Source organism: Devosia sp. A449, assembly GCF_054489375.1.
In genome coordinates this window covers 308,853-328,123 of sequence record NZ_JBTMWU010000005.1, presented here as the reverse complement: position 1 = coordinate 328,123, position 19,271 = coordinate 308,853, and the positions used below count along the sequence as shown (strand labels likewise).

General features: G+C 61.1%; 17 protein-coding genes, 2 tRNA genes and 2 pseudogenes. 7 read left to right on the top strand and 14 right to left on the bottom strand.

Annotated elements, in window-relative coordinates:
* Nucleotides 1-45: 45 nt before the first annotated feature.
* The 4 genes and pseudogenes from ACX3OW_RS15745 to ACX3OW_RS15730 all read right to left on the bottom strand — a co-directional run.
* Nucleotides 46-135, bottom strand: a pseudogene (locus ACX3OW_RS15745) (zinc-binding dehydrogenase); the annotation flags it as partial.
* 80 nt (nucleotides 136-215) lie between these two features.
* On the bottom strand, nucleotides 216-1,232 hold the full coding sequence (locus ACX3OW_RS15740) for a zinc-dependent alcohol dehydrogenase family protein (protein ID WP_459096730.1): 1,017 nt from the start codon (nucleotides 1,230-1,232) through the stop codon (nucleotides 216-218).
* 19 nt (nucleotides 1,233-1,251) lie between these two features.
* A complete protein-coding gene (locus ACX3OW_RS15735) occupies nucleotides 1,252-1,728 on the bottom strand; it encodes a cyclophilin-like fold protein (RefSeq protein WP_459096729.1) in 477 nt (158 codons plus the stop codon).
* Nucleotides 1,725-2,927: an MFS transporter gene (locus ACX3OW_RS15730; RefSeq protein WP_459096743.1), complete on the bottom strand. Its 1,203-nt coding sequence runs from the start codon at nucleotides 2,925-2,927 to the stop codon at nucleotides 1,725-1,727. Before ACX3OW_RS15730 ends, ACX3OW_RS15735 begins: the two co-directional genes overlap by 4 nt.
* A gap of 92 nt (nucleotides 2,928-3,019) precedes the next feature.
* Here ACX3OW_RS15730 and ACX3OW_RS15725 point away from each other — a divergent pair, with 92 nt between their 5' ends.
* Nucleotides 3,020-3,907, top strand: a complete 888-nt coding sequence (locus ACX3OW_RS15725; RefSeq protein WP_459096728.1) for a LysR family transcriptional regulator — start codon at nucleotides 3,020-3,022, stop codon at nucleotides 3,905-3,907.
* Between the two features lie 400 nt (nucleotides 3,908-4,307).
* On the opposite strand, the gene ACX3OW_RS15720 is transcribed toward ACX3OW_RS15725, so the two are convergent.
* A complete protein-coding gene (locus ACX3OW_RS15720; RefSeq protein ID WP_459096742.1) occupies nucleotides 4,308-4,880 on the bottom strand; it encodes a TetR/AcrR family transcriptional regulator in 573 nt (190 codons plus the stop codon).
* 142 nt (nucleotides 4,881-5,022) lie between these two features.
* Here ACX3OW_RS15720 and ACX3OW_RS15715 point away from each other — a divergent pair.
* From ACX3OW_RS15715 to ACX3OW_RS15700, 4 genes and pseudogenes are all read left to right on the top strand, one after another.
* Nucleotides 5,023-6,247, top strand: a pseudogene (locus ACX3OW_RS15715) (MFS transporter).
* Nucleotides 6,248-6,929: 682 nt separating this feature from the next.
* Nucleotides 6,930-7,409, top strand: coding sequence for a carboxymuconolactone decarboxylase family protein (locus tag ACX3OW_RS15710; protein WP_459096727.1), 480 nt, complete (start codon nucleotides 6,930-6,932; stop codon nucleotides 7,407-7,409).
* Complete coding sequence (locus ACX3OW_RS15705; protein ID WP_459096726.1) at nucleotides 7,406-8,266, top strand: sigma-70 family RNA polymerase sigma factor; 861 nt, start codon at nucleotides 7,406-7,408, stop codon at nucleotides 8,264-8,266. Before ACX3OW_RS15710 ends, ACX3OW_RS15705 begins: the two co-directional genes overlap by 4 nt.
* Before the next feature lie 133 nt (nucleotides 8,267-8,399).
* The gene (locus tag ACX3OW_RS15700) at nucleotides 8,400-8,798 is read left to right on the top strand and encodes a RidA family protein (RefSeq protein WP_459096725.1); all 399 of its coding nucleotides are present in this window, start codon (nucleotides 8,400-8,402) and stop codon (nucleotides 8,796-8,798) included.
* Between the two features lie 458 nt (nucleotides 8,799-9,256).
* Here ACX3OW_RS15700 and ACX3OW_RS15695 read toward each other — a convergent pair whose 3' ends face one another.
* From ACX3OW_RS15695 to ACX3OW_RS15675, 5 genes are all read right to left on the bottom strand, one after another.
* Entirely contained in the window at nucleotides 9,257-10,345 is a 1,089-nt protein-coding gene (locus ACX3OW_RS15695; RefSeq protein ID WP_459096724.1) for an ABC transporter ATP-binding protein, read from the bottom strand.
* 3 nt (nucleotides 10,346-10,348) lie between these two features.
* A complete protein-coding gene (locus tag ACX3OW_RS15690; protein ID WP_459096723.1) occupies nucleotides 10,349-11,176 on the bottom strand; it encodes a carbohydrate ABC transporter permease in 828 nt (275 codons plus the stop codon).
* Entirely contained in the window at nucleotides 11,173-12,087 is a 915-nt protein-coding gene (locus ACX3OW_RS15685; RefSeq protein ID WP_459096722.1) for a carbohydrate ABC transporter permease, read from the bottom strand. Before ACX3OW_RS15685 ends, ACX3OW_RS15690 begins: the two co-directional genes overlap by 4 nt.
* Before the next feature lie 72 nt (nucleotides 12,088-12,159).
* Nucleotides 12,160-13,458, bottom strand: a complete 1,299-nt coding sequence (locus tag ACX3OW_RS15680; RefSeq protein WP_459096721.1) for an ABC transporter substrate-binding protein — start codon at nucleotides 13,456-13,458, stop codon at nucleotides 12,160-12,162.
* Nucleotides 13,459-13,517: 59 nt separating this feature from the next.
* A complete protein-coding gene (locus ACX3OW_RS15675; RefSeq protein WP_459096741.1) occupies nucleotides 13,518-15,863 on the bottom strand; it encodes an alpha-L-rhamnosidase in 2,346 nt (781 codons plus the stop codon).
* A gap of 229 nt (nucleotides 15,864-16,092) precedes the next feature.
* On the opposite strand from ACX3OW_RS15675, the gene ACX3OW_RS15670 reads away from it, so the two are divergent.
* Nucleotides 16,093-17,139, top strand: coding sequence for a LacI family DNA-binding transcriptional regulator (locus ACX3OW_RS15670; RefSeq protein ID WP_459096720.1), 1,047 nt, complete (start codon nucleotides 16,093-16,095; stop codon nucleotides 17,137-17,139).
* A gap of 288 nt (nucleotides 17,140-17,427) precedes the next feature.
* Here the strand turns inward: ACX3OW_RS15670 and ACX3OW_RS15665 are convergent, their stop codons facing one another.
* The 3 genes from ACX3OW_RS15665 to ACX3OW_RS15655 all read right to left on the bottom strand — a co-directional run bounded on the left by ACX3OW_RS15665 (nucleotide 17,428) and on the right by ACX3OW_RS15655 (nucleotide 18,230).
* Nucleotides 17,428-17,628: a hypothetical protein gene (locus ACX3OW_RS15665; protein WP_459096719.1), complete on the bottom strand. Its 201-nt coding sequence runs from the start codon at nucleotides 17,626-17,628 to the stop codon at nucleotides 17,428-17,430.
* A 26-nt stretch (nucleotides 17,629-17,654) separates the two neighbouring features.
* Complete coding sequence (locus ACX3OW_RS15660; protein ID WP_459096718.1) at nucleotides 17,655-17,882, bottom strand: hypothetical protein; 228 nt, start codon at nucleotides 17,880-17,882, stop codon at nucleotides 17,655-17,657.
* 273 nt (nucleotides 17,883-18,155) lie between these two features.
* Nucleotides 18,156-18,230, bottom strand: a tRNA-Gln gene (locus ACX3OW_RS15655).
* 179 nt (nucleotides 18,231-18,409) lie between these two features.
* Here ACX3OW_RS15655 and ACX3OW_RS15650 point away from each other — a divergent pair.
* Nucleotides 18,410-18,486 (top strand) — tRNA-Pro (locus tag ACX3OW_RS15650).
* Nucleotides 18,487-18,534: 48 nt separating this feature from the next.
* Here the strand turns inward: ACX3OW_RS15650 and ACX3OW_RS15645 are convergent.
* Nucleotides 18,535-19,137 carry a TetR/AcrR family transcriptional regulator gene (locus ACX3OW_RS15645; protein WP_459096717.1) on the bottom strand — a complete coding sequence of 201 codons (603 nt, stop codon included), beginning with the start codon at nucleotides 19,135-19,137 and terminating at the stop codon, nucleotides 18,535-18,537.
* Between the last annotated feature and the right edge of the window lie 134 nt (nucleotides 19,138-19,271).

Sequence of the window (19,271 nt, the reverse complement as noted above, 5' to 3'; positions counted from 1 at the left end):
GAAGGACTGACGCCATTCGTTTGAATGCGATGTTTTGCTGGCGACCTATTTGACCCGTACGACGACCTTGCCCTTGGCCCGGCCGGTTTCGAGGTAGGCCAGTGCCTCGTTGACAGCCGCGAAGGAGAAAACACGTACCTTCGTGGAAGAACGTCTCGGCACATAGCAAGATTAAAGACGCCCTCGTTTTCTGCGGGAGCTGCCCTTGGTTTGGGTTAGACGCGCAGCAGCGTTTTGATGGCGCGACGTTCATCCATGGCGCGATAGCCTTCAGCGACGTCTGCAAGCGGTAATTCCAGATCGAACACTTTGCCGGGGTTGATCTTGCGAGTGAGGACCAGATCCATCAGGTGCGGCAGGAAGCGCCGCACCGGCGCCGGACCGCCCTGCATGCCGGTCTGGGAGTAGAACAGCCGCTGTCCGTCGAGCTGGACGCCGTGCGGCACGCCGACATAGCCGATCATCGCGCCGGGGCGCGCAGCGCTGATGGCCTGCAACATCGATTCCTGCGTGCCGACGCATTCGAGCACGGCATCGGCGCCGACATTGCGAGTCAGGGCCTTGATCCGGGCCACGCCGGTTTCGCCGCGCTCCGTGACGATCTCGGTAGCGCCATATTCCAGTGCCAAGTCCTGCCGTGTCTTATGCCGGCTCATAGCGATGATGCGTTCTGCACCCATCTGCTTGGCTGCCAGAACGCCCATGAGGCCCACGGCACCATCGCCCACGACGGCGACTGTCATGCCCGGCCGTACGCGCGCCGCATCGGCGGCATACCACCCCGTACCAAGGACATCGGAGGCGGCGAGAAGGCTCGGGATAAGGTCGTCAGCCGGAATTTCATCGGTGGCGACCAGGGTGCCGTCCGCCAGCGGAACCCGGGCGAAAGAGGCCTGTGCGCCCGACATGAACTCGCGCTGCTCGCACGACGAGTGGAAGCCATATTGGCAGTGGGGACAGGTGTTGTCCGAAGTCGCAAAGGAGCCCACCACGAACTGGCCGGGCCGCACCGTTTTCACGTCGCTGCCGACCTCCATGACGATCCCGCAATACTCATGCCCCATGTGCTGGGGCGATGTGACAGGGCTTGCGCCACGATAGGGCCATAGATCGGAGCCGCAGACACACGTGGCCGACAGCTTGATGATCGCATCGGTCGATTTCAGAATCTTGGGTTCGGCAACATCTTCGAAGCGAACGTCGCCGGGGCCGTGGAGCACGGTGGCTAGCATTGTTGTATCTTCCGTTTGGTTATTTGATGAGTTCGATGCGCAGCGGGAATTCGCCACGGACCAACAGGGGTTCAAAGCCATCATCGAAACGCCCGAGCCGGATCAGGCCCTCGGAATAGCGATAGCCGGCATAAAACAGCGCCAGATTGCCCCAGGGCGCGAAATAGCAGAGATCGCCGGGCTGCTCGTTGCTGAAAGCGCCGCTCCCGTCCTCGGTGAGCTTCCGGGGCAGGTAGGCGATCTTCTCATTGCTGGCATAGTTGTCGATGGTCAGGTCCAGGGGCAGCAGGGATGCAAAATCGCGCGCCGAAGGATTGTCGTAGAGCGTTGCAGTCATCGTCATGCCATTGAAGGTCATCCTGATTTTCATGTCACTGGGCTCCTGACTGGCTGGGTCTCTGCCTTCCTGGCCTTGAGCATGCTGTGACATTGCGGCTAAGGCGAGCGCAGCGGTAAGGACAGTGCGACGGTTGAAGGTGTTCGGTTGGCTGGTCATGCTGGAATGCTCCGTGTTGAGCGCCACGCCAGCAGGGCGAGGAGAGACGAGCCGCAGAGCAGAACAGCGGCGAAGATGAAGGTGCTCCACCAGCCGGCGGTGTCAAAGAGCAGGCCGCCAATCGCTGCGCCCAGGGTGATGGCGAGCTGGATCGTGGCAACCTGCAGGCCGCCACCGGCTTCCGCATCGTCAGGCATGTAACGGCTGAGCCACAGGCCCCAGCCGACGGGTGCGGCGGTGCCGAACAGGCCCCACATCACCAACAGCAACCCCGTCAGGACCGGTGACGTTCCGACAGCGATCAGTGCGAGTGCAACCACGGCCATGACCAGCGGAATGGTGGCGACGATGCTGAACAGACGGGTGGCGAGCAGTCGACTGACACAATAGGTGCCGACCACGCCCGCCAGTCCCATCAACAGCAACAGGAGCGATAGGGTGGCGATTGAAACCTGCGTCACGGACTCGAGGAACGGCCGAAGATAGGTGAACAGCGCGAACTGCCCCATGAACAGCAACAGGGTCGACGCCATGCCAAGGGCGACTTGCGGGCGCTTCAGCAGTCGGAAGACGTTGGGCGAGCCTTCGTTTGAACGGGGCGGCAATGACGGCAGCCTGAGCCATTGCCAGCCCAGTGCCAGCAGGGCCAGAGGCACGACGAAAAAGAACGCGCCGCGCCACCCTATATAGTCCCCAAGCAGGCTACCGAGCGGCGCGGAAATGGTTGCCGCAATGGCATTGCCGGCATTGATCATCGCAAGACCCTTCGGCACCAGGGCCGTGGGCAGCAGGCGCATGACGATGGCGGTCGACATGGACCAGAACCCGCCAATAGCGACGCCCAGCAGGGCGCGACCGATCATCAATACCGTATAGTTTGGCGCGAAGGTCACGATGGCGCCGGACACCACAAGGCACGCCGAGAAGGACAGCAGCACCAGTCGACGGTCCATCCGGCGCGTCAGTCCGGCAATGAAGAGACTTGTCAGCACGGCGAACACGCCGGAAATCGAGATGGCCTGTCCCATCTGGCCTTCCGTAACGCCCAGCTCGGCCGCGATCGGCGTGAGCAAGCTCACCGGCATGAATTCGGAGGCAATCAGCACCGCCACGCAGAGCGCCATGGAGAGGATGGCGCTCCAGGCGGCAGGCGATCGCAACAGGGCGGTGTCGTGGGTAGGAGCAAAAGTCTGGGTCATGACCGGAAGATAGGCCATCGCCGTTGCTGCGATTAGCCATTGCAATCCACAAAGACTTATCGGCCTATGATATGAGTTAGGCGAGGTGATGTATGAGACGTGAGGATCTAACGGACATGCTTTGGTTCCTCGCCGTAGCCGAGGAACGCAGTTTTACCAAGGCAGCCGCGAGGCTGGGTACGTCACAGCCCACGCTCAGCCATACGATCAAGCAGCTGGAGGCTCGCTTGGGCCTGCGACTGCTGACCCGTACAACCCGCAACGTATCGCCCACCGAAGCCGGTGAACGGCTCTTGCGCGCGCTGACGCCCCGTATTGCCGACCTGGAAACCGATATCGACGCATTGATGGCGATGCGGGACACGCCTTCCGGCACGGTACGGATCACCTTGTCCGACCATGCCCTCGAGAGCGTGGTGTGGCCAAAACTCCGGCCGGTAATGCGCAACTATCCCGACATCAAAATCGAGCTGAACAGCGACAACGGTTTCCGCAACATCGTCGAGGAGCGCTTCGACGCCGGCGTGCGGCTGGGCGAGAGCCTCGACAAGGATATGATTGCGGTTCGTATCGGACCGGACTGGCGCCTTGTCGCGGTAGGCTCTGCTGACTACTTCGCCGCTCATGGCACGCCACGTCACCCCCAGGAACTGGTCGACCACAACTGCATCAATCAGCGTCAGATCAGGTCGGGCGGGCTCTACGCTTGGGAATTCGAGAAGGACGGTCGGGAGCTGCGGGTCCGGGTAGACGGGCAGTTCATCTTCAATACCTCCTACGCCCAGATTGACGCTGCTGCGAACGGCTATGGGATTGCCTATCTGCCGGAAAATCTTGTTGAACGGGACATCGCCTCGGGGCGTTTGGTCCAGGTCCTGGATGACTGGTCACCGATCTTCGCCGGATACTACCTGTACTACCCCAGCAGGCGGCAGAATTCCCCAGCGTTTTCAGTCGTTGTGAATGCTCTGCGCGTGTAGGCAAGCGAGATGTCTGAGGCAATGGCCCCGCGGGCTTTGGTCGCCAGAGCGTACGCTTTTGCGACGCGTTAGGGCCTACTGAAAGTTCAGAATGAAGGCATAAAGCCGATATTCCCCTACTACAGAGAGCGGCAGCTTTTAGGAATTCACACTTGGGGCTCGAACGACCTAAGTGGGGTCGGAATGCCCGATATCGGACGTCGAGCGGAAGTCGGCCGCCTCCCCAAAGTGGCAATCAACGCGAATGGGCTGATTGTCGGACCTCGGCCGTGCTCATTTCAGTCTCTCTTTGTCGATGTTGGCAGGCCATGTTCTTTCAATATTCCCAAGATCATGGCCAGTCTGGGGTATCTCCCGTCCACCAGCGGACGGCTAACGAATGCAGCCTTGCGGGGCGCTCTCAGCCACTCTTGACACGAAGCCCTTCAAGCAAGGTGCGAAAACCTGCCACTGCCCTCCTGGAAGTTTCCTCGGGGTTGTCGGAACTGGCAATCCATGTGGCTGCGTGGCTGCTGGCGCCGTTGATCAGGCGTGCAGCGCCCTCCGTGTCGACGTCTACAAGGACACCACTGGCTTTGAGCTCATCCAGGCTTTCCTTCAGCGCCATGACGCAGCCATTGGTGTTCGGCCACTGAGAAATGTCACCAAGAACCGCCGGCCCATCACGGAACATGATGCGCTGGATCTCAGGCTCGAGCGCCATCTCGATATAGCCGATCCATTCATCAATAAAGCCTTGCCAGCGTGTCGGTGCAAGTCCCGATATCTCCTTCAAGCGCGCCGTCATCTCTACATCGATTTCCTCGATCACCGCCCGCAGCAGGCCCTGCTTGTCACCAAAGTGATGGTAGAGGGCGCCACGGGTCAGCCCCACCTCCGCGGTGAACTCATCCATGTTCGAATCGGCATAGCCGACCGTGCCGAACGTGTGGCGGGCGGCGGCAATCAGCTTTGCCCGGGTCCCTGCGATCATCTCCTTGCGCGTCTGTCGCACCCTGTTCTCCTTCTTTACATACGCTGCGTATTTAAATTGACGTACTCAGCGTATGTAGTTATTCAGCTCACATACGCTGAGTATATACGTGACGTGCGCTGCTCATCAAGGAGCCTCTCAAATGTCAAATCCCTATGCAGAAATATTCAGAGCGCCGGGGGCCAAGGGCTTTTCGGCGGCCGCGTTCATCGCACGCTTGCCCGTAGCGATGGCGCCAATCGGTATCATCACCATGCTGTCCCAGACTTACGGTGAGTACTGGCTGGCTGGCGCCGTTTCGGCAACATTCGCCCTAACAAACGCGTTCGTGTCGCCGCAACTATCCCGTCTTGTCGACCGCTTCGGCCAGGCCGCCGTCGTCGCGCCCGCAGCGCTCGTATCGGCCGCCGCCTTTCTAGTGCTGACTTTAGCCGTGAACCAGAGTTGGCCTGTCTGGACTCTGTTCGCGTCTGCACTGGCTGCCGCGACGATGCCCAGTATATCGGCGATGGTTCGGGCCCGGTGGAGCGAAATGTTCCGCAATCGCCCGGAGATCAACACCGCCTTCGCCTTCGAGTCAGCCGCTGACGAGTTGATCTACATTGCGGGCGCCTCACTCTCGGTCGGCCTTTCCGTGTCGCTCTTTCCGGAAGCCGGCATGCTCGCCAGCGCCGCATTCCTTGCCTTTGGCACGGCTGCGTTTCTCCTGCAGCGGTCGACCGAACCGAAGGTGCGGGCTCGAGACGGTGATGCCCCACGGGGCTCGGCCATCTGGTTGCGTCCGGTTCAGATTGTCACACTGGCGCTGGTCTTCGTCGGGGCGATATTTGCCACGGCCGAAGTGACTTCGGTCGCCCTCACGAAGGAACTCGGCCAGCCGGGTGCTGCAAGCCTTGTCATCGGCGTTTACGCGGTCGGATCGTTTGCACTCGGGTTGGTCCTCGGCGCGATCAATCCGAAGCTGGCTCTCCAGCGCCAGATGCTGATCGCCGTCGTCGTTCTCGCCCTGACCACCCTGCCTTTGTTGTTTGCGGGTGGCTCGATCATGCTTCTCGCGGCTGCCGTCTTCCTGAGCGGTATCGCCATCTCGCCGACCTATCACGGCTTTCGGCCTGATCGAGCGGCAGGTTCCGGAGTCCATGCTGACCGAGGGCGTTACCTGGGTCATGACCGGCATCGGTATCGGCATGGCGCTGGGCTCACTCGTCTCGGGGTGGGTCGTCGATAGCTTCGGCGCACAGCACGGCTTCTGGGTATCTGTTGCAGCAGCAGCGGCGACCGTCCTGACCGTGGCTCTCGGCCAGCGCAGCCTCTCCGGCAAGCAGACGGTAGTTGCCGCAGACGGGCAACCTCAGCCGGCTGAGTAAGGGGAAACTCATCCACGCAAACGCGGTATATTGAAGCTACGTCGCGAGACCCTCGCGGCGTAGCTGCGGCACCTGATCGAGGCCCGCTCCGGCGTTGAATGGCGTGGGTTCGGTCGGCGGCGAAAATTTACCCTGAGCGCCAGCCTGATCGCCGCCGATGCCAACAAGCTGAGCTCCGGGCGGCGGCCACAAGTGGCGCTCAGCTCACGCCGATAGATTCGTTTTGGCGCCTCGTTGGCCGGAGCAACCGAGGTCTGAAGCAGCTGTTGTTCCGGCTCCTGGCCAGCCGATTGCGAGTCCAACTGCAGCGCCGCCATATCACCGCCCTTGGTGATCTGCGCCGATCAAATCGACCATGGCCAGAAGGCCGACAACCTTGTCGCCTGCCCAAATGCCGAAAACGTAGCCGCCTGCAATGTAGTGGATCTCTGCAAGCGTGACGGCATTGGGCGCGACACAGGCATGTTGCTCCGGATGACAACGTGTCGAGATCGGCGCGAACGACCGGTCGCAGCGATATCATGTCCCTCCAAGCCCTGGGCTGACCGGCGCAGCCAACATCCTATGGCGTCTGTGGGCGACTAGTTCCTGTCGCTGGAAAAATGCCAATCTTGGAACGGATGTCACGTTGGCGGATTTTGAATCGTCTTGATTGCGGTACCAACGGAAAGGATACCAAATCATGACCACCAAAATTGATCCCTTCACCGCAGCACCTGCAATGATGAAGGACTGGATGCGTACGTCGATCGGCCTCGCAGTCACCGCCAACTTCGATACGGCCCTCACGGAACTCGTGAAGATTCGCGCCTCCCAACTCAACGGCTGCGCCAACTGCATCAATCTTCATACAACCGAAGCGCGTGAGCATGGAGAAACCGAGCAGCGGCTCTACCTGTTGTCCGCCTGGCGCGAGGCACCATGCTATTCTGATCGCGAGCGCGCTGCGCTCGGTTGGACCGAGGCCATGACGCAGCTCTCCGAAGGACGTGGACATGCGAGCGCCTACGAAGCCCTGCAGGCCCAGTTTACAGAGGAGGAGCAGGTCAAGCTCACCGTAGCGATCAATAACATCAACAGCTGGAACCGCATCCTGGTCGGTTTTGGTCTGTTTGCCGACGCGGCAACGATCAAGGCTTTCGCAAAGTCGGCGGCTGCATGACGGGGGAGGTCAACTCCGAAGACGCAGCGGCTGGCTTCAGCCCGCTGCGTCCCAAGCTCATGCGCGTTGCATACCGCATGCTCGGCTCCGTGGCGGATGCCGAGGATATGGTGCAGGAAACCTTCATCGGATGGATGAGGACCGACCGCGACGATGTGCGCGTGCCCGAGGCGTTCCTACGCCGCACCGTCATCCGGCTTTGCCTCGACCAGCTCAAATCGGCACGCCGGACGCGGGAGACGTATATTGGGCCCTGGCTTCCAGATCCCGTCGTGGAAGCGGATGAAGTCGAAGACGTCACCTTGCCGCTGATGCTGGCGCTGGAGCGCCTTTCGCCGCTCGAGCGGGCAGCCTTTCTGCTGCACGACGTGTTTGGGCTGGGCTTCGAGGAGGTCGCAGCGACCATTGAGCGCGACGCGGTGGCCTGTCGCCAACTCGCGGCCCGCGCGCGCACTCATATCCGCCAGGCGAGACCGCGCTTCATGGTAGAAAAGCAGCGAGGCCTCGCGCTTGCCGAGGCGTTCTTCGCAGCCTCGCGTAGCGGCGATATGAAGGCGCTTGGCGCCATGCTGGCAGCCGATGTGAGTGTCCATACCGACGGCGGCGGCAAGCGTCCGTCAGCAAGGGAGCCGTTCTTCGGCTTTGATGCGGTCATGAAGTTTCACAAAGGTCTGGGGGCTTTTTTCCGGAAGCAAGGCTCGAAGCTGGTTCGCGCTGGCTTTGTCAACGGCTTGCCGGGTTTCATCGCGCTAGAGGCCGATGGTGAACTGTCGACCACCGCGCTCGAAATCGAGGACGGAAAGGTCGTTGCAATCTATGTGATGCGGAATCCCGACAAGCTGAAGCATCTGCACTAGCTCCGCCAAGCCGCGCAAGCAGCGAGAAGCTAGACCTAGGCCGGTTCAGTCTGGCTGAGCCAGCGCGGAGCCAGACAGAAGGTGAGAAGGCTTCATCTTCTGTCCCAAGATCAACTTTTATCAGGAGAACGCCATGCAGCGCGTCCGCATAACGACCCGACCAGACCCATATGAACCTTACCTGCTGTCCCAAGGTATCCGGTTGGGGGACATGCTCTTCATCTCGGGGCAGGCAGGTTATGCCGCTGACGGAACCATCGTAACGGGGGGATTTCGCGCTCAGGGAGAGCAGGCGTTTGCAAATCTCCAGCGAGCTTTGATCGCCGGTGGCGCCAATCTGGCGAATGTAGTCAAAGTCACCATTTTCCTGACGGATATGAGCGAATTCAGCAAGATCGTCGAGCTTCGCCGAAAATACTTCAGCGTGCCTTATCCCGCTGATACGATTATTGAGGTCAAGGCGCTCTACACAACCGATGCGATGGTCGAAATCGAAGCCATAGCCGTCGTTGGCAGCGCATCGGAGGAATGATCATGGCCCTCGAGACGACGAGCCAGATTTAGCATCTGCAGTGTCTTGTTTATTTCCGCTCAATAGCCTGCACCGACGCACAACTCCCGAATTTTGCCGGCTTTGCGATGAAAACCGCTGGAGGCGACTGGCGGCAACGCCGCCAGTCGCCTCCAGCTTACGCTCGCCGTCGATGCCGAAATTTCGCAGCGGCATCTGAGCTTTCTGGAATCGGGGCGATTACGGCCTAGCCGCGAGATGGTGTTGCCTCTGACCGAGCGGCTCTCCGTTCCGCTGCGCGACCGCAACATGATCCTTGCGGCTGCGGGCTTCTCTCCGATCCATCATGAATGGCCATTTCATGCGCCTGAACATGAGGCCGCTCGCGCGGCGATCGACCAGATCCTGCGCGGACAGGAGCCTCACCGCCTGCCGTCTACCAATGTGTCGCCTTCCCTCATATCCATGATGCGACCGGATCAGTTGCCGGCCGGGTGTCGGGCTCGCTCGGTGCTATCGAACAGCATTGCTACGTCTGGTGAGAAGGTCAGCGCCAATTTCTGGCCGATGCTCAGACTGTGGTCGCCGTCGAGCACGGCAAGCCAGGTGATGCCGGATGGGAGCGTCAGGTTGACGTTGGTTTCATTGCCGAGCCGCTCGATCAGGGCCACGGTGCCGACCAGTGTCCCTCCTTCGTCGGTAACGATGGCATGTGGCCGCACACCCAGGGTGAGATTGTCGCCTGCGCTGATCCCCGTGGTGTCGGCTGGAATCGTCACCGGTGAGAGGTCCTTGCTGCGGACCGTCAGGGTGCCGGCTGCCACCGTCTCAACTACCACGGGGGCGAAGTTCATTTTTGGGGAGCCGATGAAGCCAGCGACGAACAGGTTCGCTGGTCGCTGGTAAAGTTCGATCGGCGCCCCCACCTGCTGTACCGCGCCGGCATTGAGCACCACGATTTTGTCGGCCAGCGTCATGGCCTCGACCTGATCATGCGTGACATAGATCATGGTGGCGCCGAGGTCGTGATGCAGCTTGGACAGCTCCATGCGCATGTCGACGCGGAGCGCGGCGTCCAGATTGCTCAGTGGCTCGTCGAACAGAAACACTTCGGGTTTGCGCACGATGGCGCGGCCGATGGCGACGCGCTGGCGCTGGCCGCCCGAAAGCTGGCTCGGCTTGCGCCCGAGCAGATGTTCCATCTGCAAAATGCGCGCGGCTTCGCGGATTTTGACGTCGCGAACGGCCTGGGGCGTCTTGGCGAGTTTGAGGCCAAAGCCGACATTGTCGTACACCGTCATATGTGGATAAAGCGCGTAGTTCTGGAACACCATGGCGATGCCGCGGTCGCGCGGTTCGACGGCATTGCACAGCACGTCACCGATCCACAATTCGCCGCCGCTGATGTCTTCCAGCCCGGCGATCATCCGCAGCAAAGTGGATTTCCCGCAGCCCGAGGGCCCGACAAACACCACGAATTCGCCATGGGTGACGCTGAGATCGACACCCTTTATGACTTCCACCGCGCCATAGCTCTTGTGCAGCGCTTTTAGTTCCAGTCCGGCCATGGATTATCCTTTGACGGCGCCGGCGGTCATCCCCGCCACGATCTGCCGGTTGAAGAACAGGAAGACCAGCAGAGGCGGAATGGTGATGAGCGCGATATTGGTGAACAGCAGATTGTAGGACGTCTGGAACTGGCTCTGGAAATTGTAGAGCGTCAGCTGCACCGTCGCATTGGCATTGCCCGGCAGGAAATAGAGCGGGTTGGTGAAGTCGTTGAACACCGCCACCGACTGCACCACGATATTGGTGACCGTCACCGGCCACAGCAGCGGCAGCACGATGCGGAAGAACACGTCAAACGGGCGCGCGCCGTCAATGATCGCCGCCTCGTCCAGCTCGCGCGGAATGGTGGCGATGAAGGCGCGGTAGAGCAGGATGGAAAAAGGCAGGCCATAGGCCACCTCGATCAGGATCATGCCATGCAGCTTGGCGAATAGCCCAATGCCCTGCAGCAGCCAGATGGTCGGGACCACGGCGGGTGGGATCATCAGCCCGGCGAGGATCAGGAACTCGATCAAGCCGTTGAAGCGCGTTTTGCGGCGTTGCAGCACGAAGCCGACCATGGCGGCGAAGATGACCAGCAGGGTGACGCTGGCGACGGTCAGAATGGTTGAGTTGATGAAGGCGGTGAGCAGCATCCAGTTGCGGGTGGTGACCACCTCGACAATGTTGCTCCACAGATGATTGCCGGCGGGCCAGGAGAAATCGAGCAGCGACGACTGCTTCTGGTCCTTGAAGGCGGTGAGAAGGATGAAGGCGAAGGGCACCAGGAACACCACGCCCGAAACCACAATAGCGACGGCGCTGAGCCAATGGCGGCGAACGAAATTCATTCATGCCCCTCCCGACGATTGAGCAGCATGGTCAGCGGCACCACCAGCACGGCGATCAGCGCAAACAGCACCACATTGCCGGCGGTGGAGAGGCCATAAAACCCGGCCTGATATTGCTTGTAGATCACCGAGGCCACGGTGTCGGAGGCGAAACCCGGCCCGCCCCGAGTCATGGCCCAGATCAGATCGAACGTGCGCAAGCCGCCGATGAAGCTGAGGATGATGACAGTGACCGTCGCCGGACGGCACAAGGGCAGGGTGATATAGAGAAAATTCTGGAACTTGGTGGCGCCATCAATGCGGGCGGCCTCGTAATAATCCTTAGGAATGGCGACGATACCTGCAATGTAGATGACGGTGGCCAGGCCGACGCCCTTCCACACATCGACTAGCGCTACCGAAAACAGCGCCAGGCTGGGATTGGTCAGCCAGCCCGGCCCCTTGATGCCGAGCAGCGCCAGCCCCTCATTGATCATGCCCTGGGTCGGGTGCATCAGCACGGTAAAGGTGATGCCGACGCCGACGGTCGACACCAGCACTGGAAAGAACACTACCGAACGCAAATATCCCCGCGCGGCGATCTGGCTGGTCAGCAGGATCGACAGCAGCAGGCCGAGCACCACCTTTAGGCTGGAGGTGATCACCGCGTAGAGCACGGTATTGATCAGCCCCTTGATCAGAAATGGCTCGCGCAAGAACTGGGCGAAATTGTCGAGACCGATAAAGGTGGAGTTGAACAGGGTCCAGCGCGTCAGGCTGAAATACAGCGACGCAAAGGTCGGCACGAGGAACAGCACGCCATAAATGATTGCGGCCGGCAGGAAAAACCAGCCCGGATAAGGCGAGCGGCGCTTGAGCACCGGCACTGGAGCAGCGCGTCTGGCTGCTCCGGTCTCAGTCACGACGGCCATGCAGCATTCCTCCAGAAGCTGGCGGTCCCGGGTGAGACCAGGCACCCGGGACCGCCCATGTGCAAGGGCTAATTACCAGCCCGGGAGACCAAGCTGCTGAGCCTGCTTGCGCACGTCCTCGTCGTAAAGCGCGGCGCCATCAGCGGCCGAGCGAATGCCCGAACCCACTTCCACCGTGATCTGCTCCAGCGCAGGCCCCTTGATCGGCGAGAGGAATTCCAGCGCCGGCCCGTTGTGCCCGCCTTCGGCAAAATAGGGCAACATGTCGGTCACGGCCGGGGGCACGTCGGCCGGCAGGGTGCAGCCATTGATCAGATATGGCCCCGAGGCGCCGCCGGCTCGGGTCTGGGCCTCGCAGCCCTCGACACTGGCGACAAAGGCGACGAACTTTTTGGCCGCGTCCATGTTGGAGGTGGTTTCGGGAATGTAGATGCCGTCGGGCATCCACACCGTCAGGCCGTTCAACGCCGCGTCATCACCCGGCTGGGCGAAGAAGCCGACATTGTCGAGCATGTCCGGGTAGGACGCGGCAATGGCGGTGGTGGCAAAGGTCAGCATCGGATAATGCGCGCCGTCGCCGGACGCCACCATGCGCAGGCCGTCATCATATTTGGCGGCACCGAAATCCTCGTTGAACAGGCCCGCGTCATGGGCTTCCTGCAGCTTCTCGAAGCTGCGCAAGGCCGCCGGATCGGTGGCGAATTTGGCTTCGTTGGCGGTGTAGCGGCCGGCAAAGCCGGCATCATTGGCTTCGACGTTGTAATAGTCGGCCAGCACGAACAACTGGCTGGTCCAGGTATCGCCATAGGTCTGGATCACTGCGACCTTGCCGGCTGCCTTGATCTTTTCGTTATTGGCCATGAAATCGGCCCAGGTCTTGGGCACGGACAGGCCCAGTTCCTCGTAGATGGCTTTGTTGTAGTAGATGCCGCCGCCCATGGCCGCGCCCATCGGCGCGCCGCGCACCGTGCCATCAGGCGCGGTCACCACCTGCTTGAACGAATTCTGCACATCGGCCTGCCACGGTTCATTGGTCATATCGACCAGGAATTGCTGCGGGTTGATGGCCTGGAATAGCGAGCCCGAATTGTAGCGGAACACATCGGCCATGGTGCCGGTGGCCAGCCGCGTCTTGACCAGATTGTCGCCTTCCGAACCGCCTGGACGGGTTTCGATGTCGATATTGATATCGGGGTTGGCGGCTTCGAACGATTTCACCAGTTCTTCGGCCACTGCCACGCCATCGGCGCCGCTGGGGATCAGGTAGGTGAGGCTTACGCTCTGGGCAAAGGCAGCGCCACTTAGCGCCGTCATTGCCAAGAGCCCGGCCGACAGGCCGGTCAGGACAATCCTGCGGGAAGTCTTGGTCATTGGTCTCTCTCCCATTGCGCCCGCACCATGCGGGCTCGTCCAAGCCGCCGCCTGTTCAATCAGGGCGTGCGGGCATTGATGCTCTGTTCGGAGCGCGCGCGGCGCGCCACCGGCGTATGGTTGAAGCTGATGCTGTGCTGGCCAGTTGTCAGGACATGTTCGCCCTTGCCATCCCAGGCGGCGCCATCAACCACGATATCGCGGTAGTCGGGATTGAGCCGCAGTACGCCGCGCGACCCCACCGGCACCTCCACACTGTAGCGCACTGCGTCGCCCTCGACCGTCCACTCGGCGCGGATCAGACCGCGGGGACTGTCATGGCTCGCCTTGACCGGCGAGAGTTCGGCAATGATGGTCGGCTCGAAAATGATGCTGGCAAAGCCCGGATCGTTCTCATCGGGGCGGAAGCCGGCGACCGTCTCCAGCAGCCACTGGCACACCGCGCCATAGGCGTAGTGATTGTAGGAATTCATCTGCGGATTGTAGATTGACCCATCGGCCTGGATGGCATCCCAGCGCTCCCAGATGGTCGTGGCCCCCATCTTGACCTGATACAGCCAGCCGGGGACTTCCTCTTGCAGAAACACATCGGCGGCGAGGCCGATTTCGCCGATCTTGACCAGCGCCGGCAACAGCGCCGGGGTGCCGATAAAGCCGGTGCCGATGCGGCCATCGGCGCGGGCAATGGTAGCCTTGAAATAGCGCCTGGCGGCGTCGTTTCGATCGGCGGGGATCAGGTCATGCAGGAAGGCCAGCGCGTAGGAGGTCTGGTCGTCATAGGCCAGACGCCCCGAGGCGGTGATGAACTCGCTGGCAAAGGCGGCTTTGACCTGTGCGGCCATGGCTTCCAGCCGGCTGGCAATCTCGGCATTGCCGATGATGCGGGCGATGCGCGCCACCAGAGTCGAGGTAATGAATAGATAGATGGTGGCGGCGGCATCGTCGCCAATGGTCGGCAGCGGCTTGGCCGACGGCCCGCTGGGCTGCAGCCAATCGCCGAAGGAAAAGCCCCGCCTACCCCATTCACGCGGCGGCGACACGATGGGGCCGTCGCTGATCGACCAGACGAAATCCACCCATTTGACCATCGCTGGCAGCGCTTCCTTGAGGAAGGTGGCGTCGCCGTAATGCAGATACAGCTGCCACGGCACGATGGCGACGGCATCGCCCCAGCCGGTGCTGCCGAAAAAACCGGGATAGTCATCGGGCTTGAGCCGGGTCGGGTCGGGCACGACATGGGGCACCGCGCCATCCGGGCGCTGGTCGACCATGAGGTCGCGCATCCACTTTTTGAAGAAGTCGTGGCTGTCGGCAAAATAGCAGGCAGTCCCGGCAAACACCTGTGCATCGCCAGTCCAGCCCAGCCGCTCGTCGCGCTGCGGGCAATCGGTCGGCACTTCGATGAAATTGGCCCGCTGCGACCACACGGTGTTGAGCACCAGCCGGTTGACCAGCTCGCTCCCCGAAGTGAATGACGACTTGACCTCGGTCACCGAACTGATCGGTACCGAGACGATGCTGTTCAGGCTCGCTCTGCCCTCGATGGAGACGCGGGCATAGCGGAAACCCTGGAAGGTGAAATAGGGCCGGTAGTGTTCGACGCCCGCGCCGGACAGCGTGTATTCAAGCCGCGCCTCGGCGGTGCGGAAATTGACGTTGTAGAATTCGCCATCCTGATTGAGCACTTCGGCATGCTCGACAATGACCCGGGCGCCAGCGTCACCGGATACGTCGAAGGCGACATAGCCGCCACTATTCTGGCCGAAATCATAGACCGTGCGGCCTTCGGCATCGGTCCAGCTTTTGACCACCGGCAGCGAGGCCAGTTCGCGCACTGGCGTGATTTCGTGGGCTACCAGGCGGCCGGGGTCAAAGGCAATGGCCTCGGTGCCGGCCGAGACGGTTGGCGTCACACGAGCGTCAAAGATTTCGCCGAAATAAATGCCGGACTTGCGCACCGGCAATGCACCACTCTGCCAGCTGGCATCGGTCGTCAACAGCACGGTGCCGCTGCCGGAGCGCAGCTCGGCGATGGCGGCGATCTGATCGCCCCAGGTATTAAAGATCGGGGCCCTGCCCCACATCATCTGCGAGCGCAGCCAGCCATCGGCCAGCCAGATTTCGATGCGGTTCTCGCCGACGACCAATAGATCGGCGACATTGTAGCTCTGGTAGCTCAGGCGGTGGTCATAGCTGGTCCAGCCCGGCGTCAGCAGATCATGACCCACGCGCTGGCCGTTGATGAAGCAGACATAGAGCCCGAGCGCGCTGATCGTGAACACCTCGTCGCCGTTCAACGTATCGCGGGTAAAGCTCTTGGCGACAAAACATGCAGGCGTGCCGACGCCCTGATCGGCCAGCGGGCGGATCATCCTGGCATTGGCCCACAAGGGATTTGTCGCCATGGTCGGATTTGGCCGCACCAGCGTGGTCACTGCATCCGTCAAGTCTGCCTCCCTGCGCCGCCGCTTGACGGCCCTCGATTGTCGAGGTGTATAATGTTCTACGTGTATCGTTCTACGAATTTGATTTTTTGGCAATAGGCATTGTCGGCGAATGGTGGGATAAGCCGAAAACACCCAGCCAGCCTGACAGGGCACCAAACACCCGGCCTATATTGAACTGCGGAATTGTATGAAGAAGGTCGCTGTAGAAAAGCCCGCCCGCGTCACCATTCGCGAGGTTGCCGCCGATGCCGGCGTGTCGGTCGCCGCCGTGTCGAAGGTGCTGCGCGATGCCTATGGCGTCAGCGATGCCATGCAGTCCAAGGTCCGGGCGTCGATCGCCAAGCTGGGCTATCGCCCGCATTCGGCAGCGCGCGGCATGCGGGGCCAGACCTACACCATCGGCATCCTGATGGCCGACATCAAAAATCCCTTCTTTCCAGAGATCATCGACGGCATCGATGACGGCCTGGCCGGCACTCAATATGTGCCCCTGATCGGCATCGGGCGCGGCTCGACCTCAGTCGAAACCACCATCGTACAGGCCATGGTTGATCGGCAGATCGACGGCCTGATCATGATCGGCCAGCGTCTGCATGCCGCCGAAGTCGAGGCGATCGCGCGCGAGGTCCCGGTCGCCGTGATCGGCCATCACCAGCCGGACGCGACCACCTTCGATTCAGCCAATAATGACGATATGCGCGGCGGCGCGCTGGTGGCGGAATACCTGCTGGCGCAAGGTTACCAGCGCCCCACCATGATCACGCTGGGCCGGACCGATCTGCAACTGGGCCGGGCCGACGTGTCACGCATGCGTGAAGAAGGCTTCGCCAATGCCCTTCGCCACGCCGGATTTTCTGAGAGTGACATACACATTATCCCGGCTGCTGATGGTTTTGACGACGTCACCGCCACGGTGCGCGCTTTGCTCGAGGGGCCCGAACCGCCGGACGCGCTGTTTGGCTGGGCCGACTATTATGCGCTTGAAGTGCTGAGTGCGGTCCGTGCGCTGGGGCTGCGCGTGCCTGAAGATATCGGCGTCATCGGCTACGACAATTCCGCGCCGTGTGCTTTCACGCAAAACAGTCTCACCAGTATCGATCAGTCCGGACGGCTGCTCGGCCTGCAGGCAACGCGGCTGCTGATCGAGCGGATCAAGGGGCGAAGTGAGGCCGAGCATTTCGTGGTGACGCCGCGTGTGATCGCCCGCAGCAGTTCAGCACGCCGTCAGCCGTAATGCTTGAGGCATGCCGAGATGGCCATTGATGCGCTTGAGATCACGCAAAATATCGAGATGCAGCGAATTGATTTGCACCGCCTCAGTCTTGAGGCCTGCAGACCTCAAGACTGAGGCATAGCGCTGGCGCGCTCCGACCCGCTTGTCGCCAGCACGACCCGGGCCCAAGTCAGCTCCTGTTCGCTGGCGGCGAATGCGTCCGCGTTGGCGCAAGCTGTCGCGGATGAACCCACCGGCGCAAAAGCGGACCTTCTCTGGCCCGCCTCGCCAGGATTTTTCATCGGCATCTCAGTATGGCGACGGCCCGTCATCCTCTATGCTCGCAAGTGCTGCTGCCGCCCGCGAAACGATCGCCTCGTCTTCAGTTGTCATACGATCTTTGATCGCATTGACCTGCTGGAGCACCTCGTCAAGTTCGGTTTCCCTGCGACGAATGCTATCCAGGCGGGTGCGTATGTCAGCAAAAATTTTTGCCAGCGTCGCTAGCAATGTCAGCACTCCAGCCTGTACAGGCTTTAACCTACCGAAGGCCTCAAAGATCCCGCGCGGAAGGCTCCAAGTGCCCACTTTAGGTCGGGGGCGAGCGTGGCCAGATCGGGACTTTTAAGAAGTTCAGTCAGCTCGCCCAACATCATCTCTCCCGCCTCCACGGCCATCTTCTGAGTGAGAGCAGCATTTTCTTCAGCCTTTGCGGCCGCCTCCTCCCGTTTGATCGCCTCCTGCTCAGCCTTGAACAGGCACACCGGGGAGATGTTCCTTCCTAGTAAAGGCCTTAGGCGTTCCGCGCTGAATATCGGTGTCTAGATTCAGCGCGGCATACTTCCACCAGCTGGCCCGTCTGGGTTCCGGTGTCCAGCGACGCCAATAATAGACGGCGTCGCGCCGAAAACAGTGCGCAATGGCAGGCAAGCGACATGCTCCTTCAAGCATGTAACACACCCATGTAATACAGCTGAGACTAGCTGCGACTCCCCATGGGGCCGAAAACTAACCTTTTCAATGACTTATGGGAAAGTTGGCTGGGGTGCCAGGATTCGAACCTGGGAATGCCGGTACCAAAAACCGGTGCCTTACCGCTTGGCGACACCCCAACTGGCGCGGTTCCTACACGGTTTGCCATGACCGTGCAACATGGGTGCGAGCAAGATAAAAAGCCTGCATCAGGCGCTTGAATGGGACGGCAAGCGCGGCTATAACCCGCCCCATCGCGACTGGCAGCAATCACCCATTTCGGTGCTACTGCCAATTGATTCCCGGATCGCGACCCTGACGGAGTATAGCGCAGCCTGGTAGCGCACCTGCTTCGGGAGCAGGGGGTCGAGTGTTCGAATCACTCTACTCCGACCAATCAAGCCCGGCCTCTTCGGAGGTCGGGCTTTTTGTTGGAGACAGCGCTTAGCCTTCGGCGTCGTGGCGAAAAACCGCGAGCATCTGGGTGGCGATGTCCTGCACCGACAGGCGCCCCTCGCGATACCAGCTATGCGCGTTGTTGATCAGCGACAGCAGGAAAATGCGATAGGTGGCGCGGTCGAGCCGCTCCGGCAGCGGCAAATCGTCGATCAGCGCGATGAACAGTGCTTCGAAGGCGTCGCGCCCGGCGATCATCTGCTCGCGCACCCCTGGGGGCACGGATTGCAGATCATGCATCAGGGGTATCGTGATGGAGCTGGGGTCGACCTGCAGTTCCAGCAGCGTTCGGCAGGCCGCTTCCAGGCGCTGCCAGGGCTCGTCGAGCCCGTCCATGGCGCTGCGGATGCGGCCTTCTGCCCGTTTCAGGGCCGCGTTGTGGATGCGGATATAGAGCGCTTCCTTGGAGTCGATGTAGTAATATAGCGAACCGCCGCGCAGGCCGACTTTGGTGCCGATGTCGCGAATCGAGGTGGCGACATAGCCGCGCTCGGCAAACAGCAAAGCGGCGCTTTCCAGAATGTCCTGCTGCCGATCGCTGATTCTCGCATCCGGTCGGCCGGCAGCGCTCTTGTTATGCGTCTTGTCCATTCCGGCCTGTCCACCTGCGGGCTGAGCAGCCTAATGCCTAGCGCAAAACTTGGCCATGCGGGAAGCGGACAGAGCCTCCCGCGAAAAACCACCGGCCGCCTATCCCAGCCACAGTGCAATTTGAGAGAAAAACA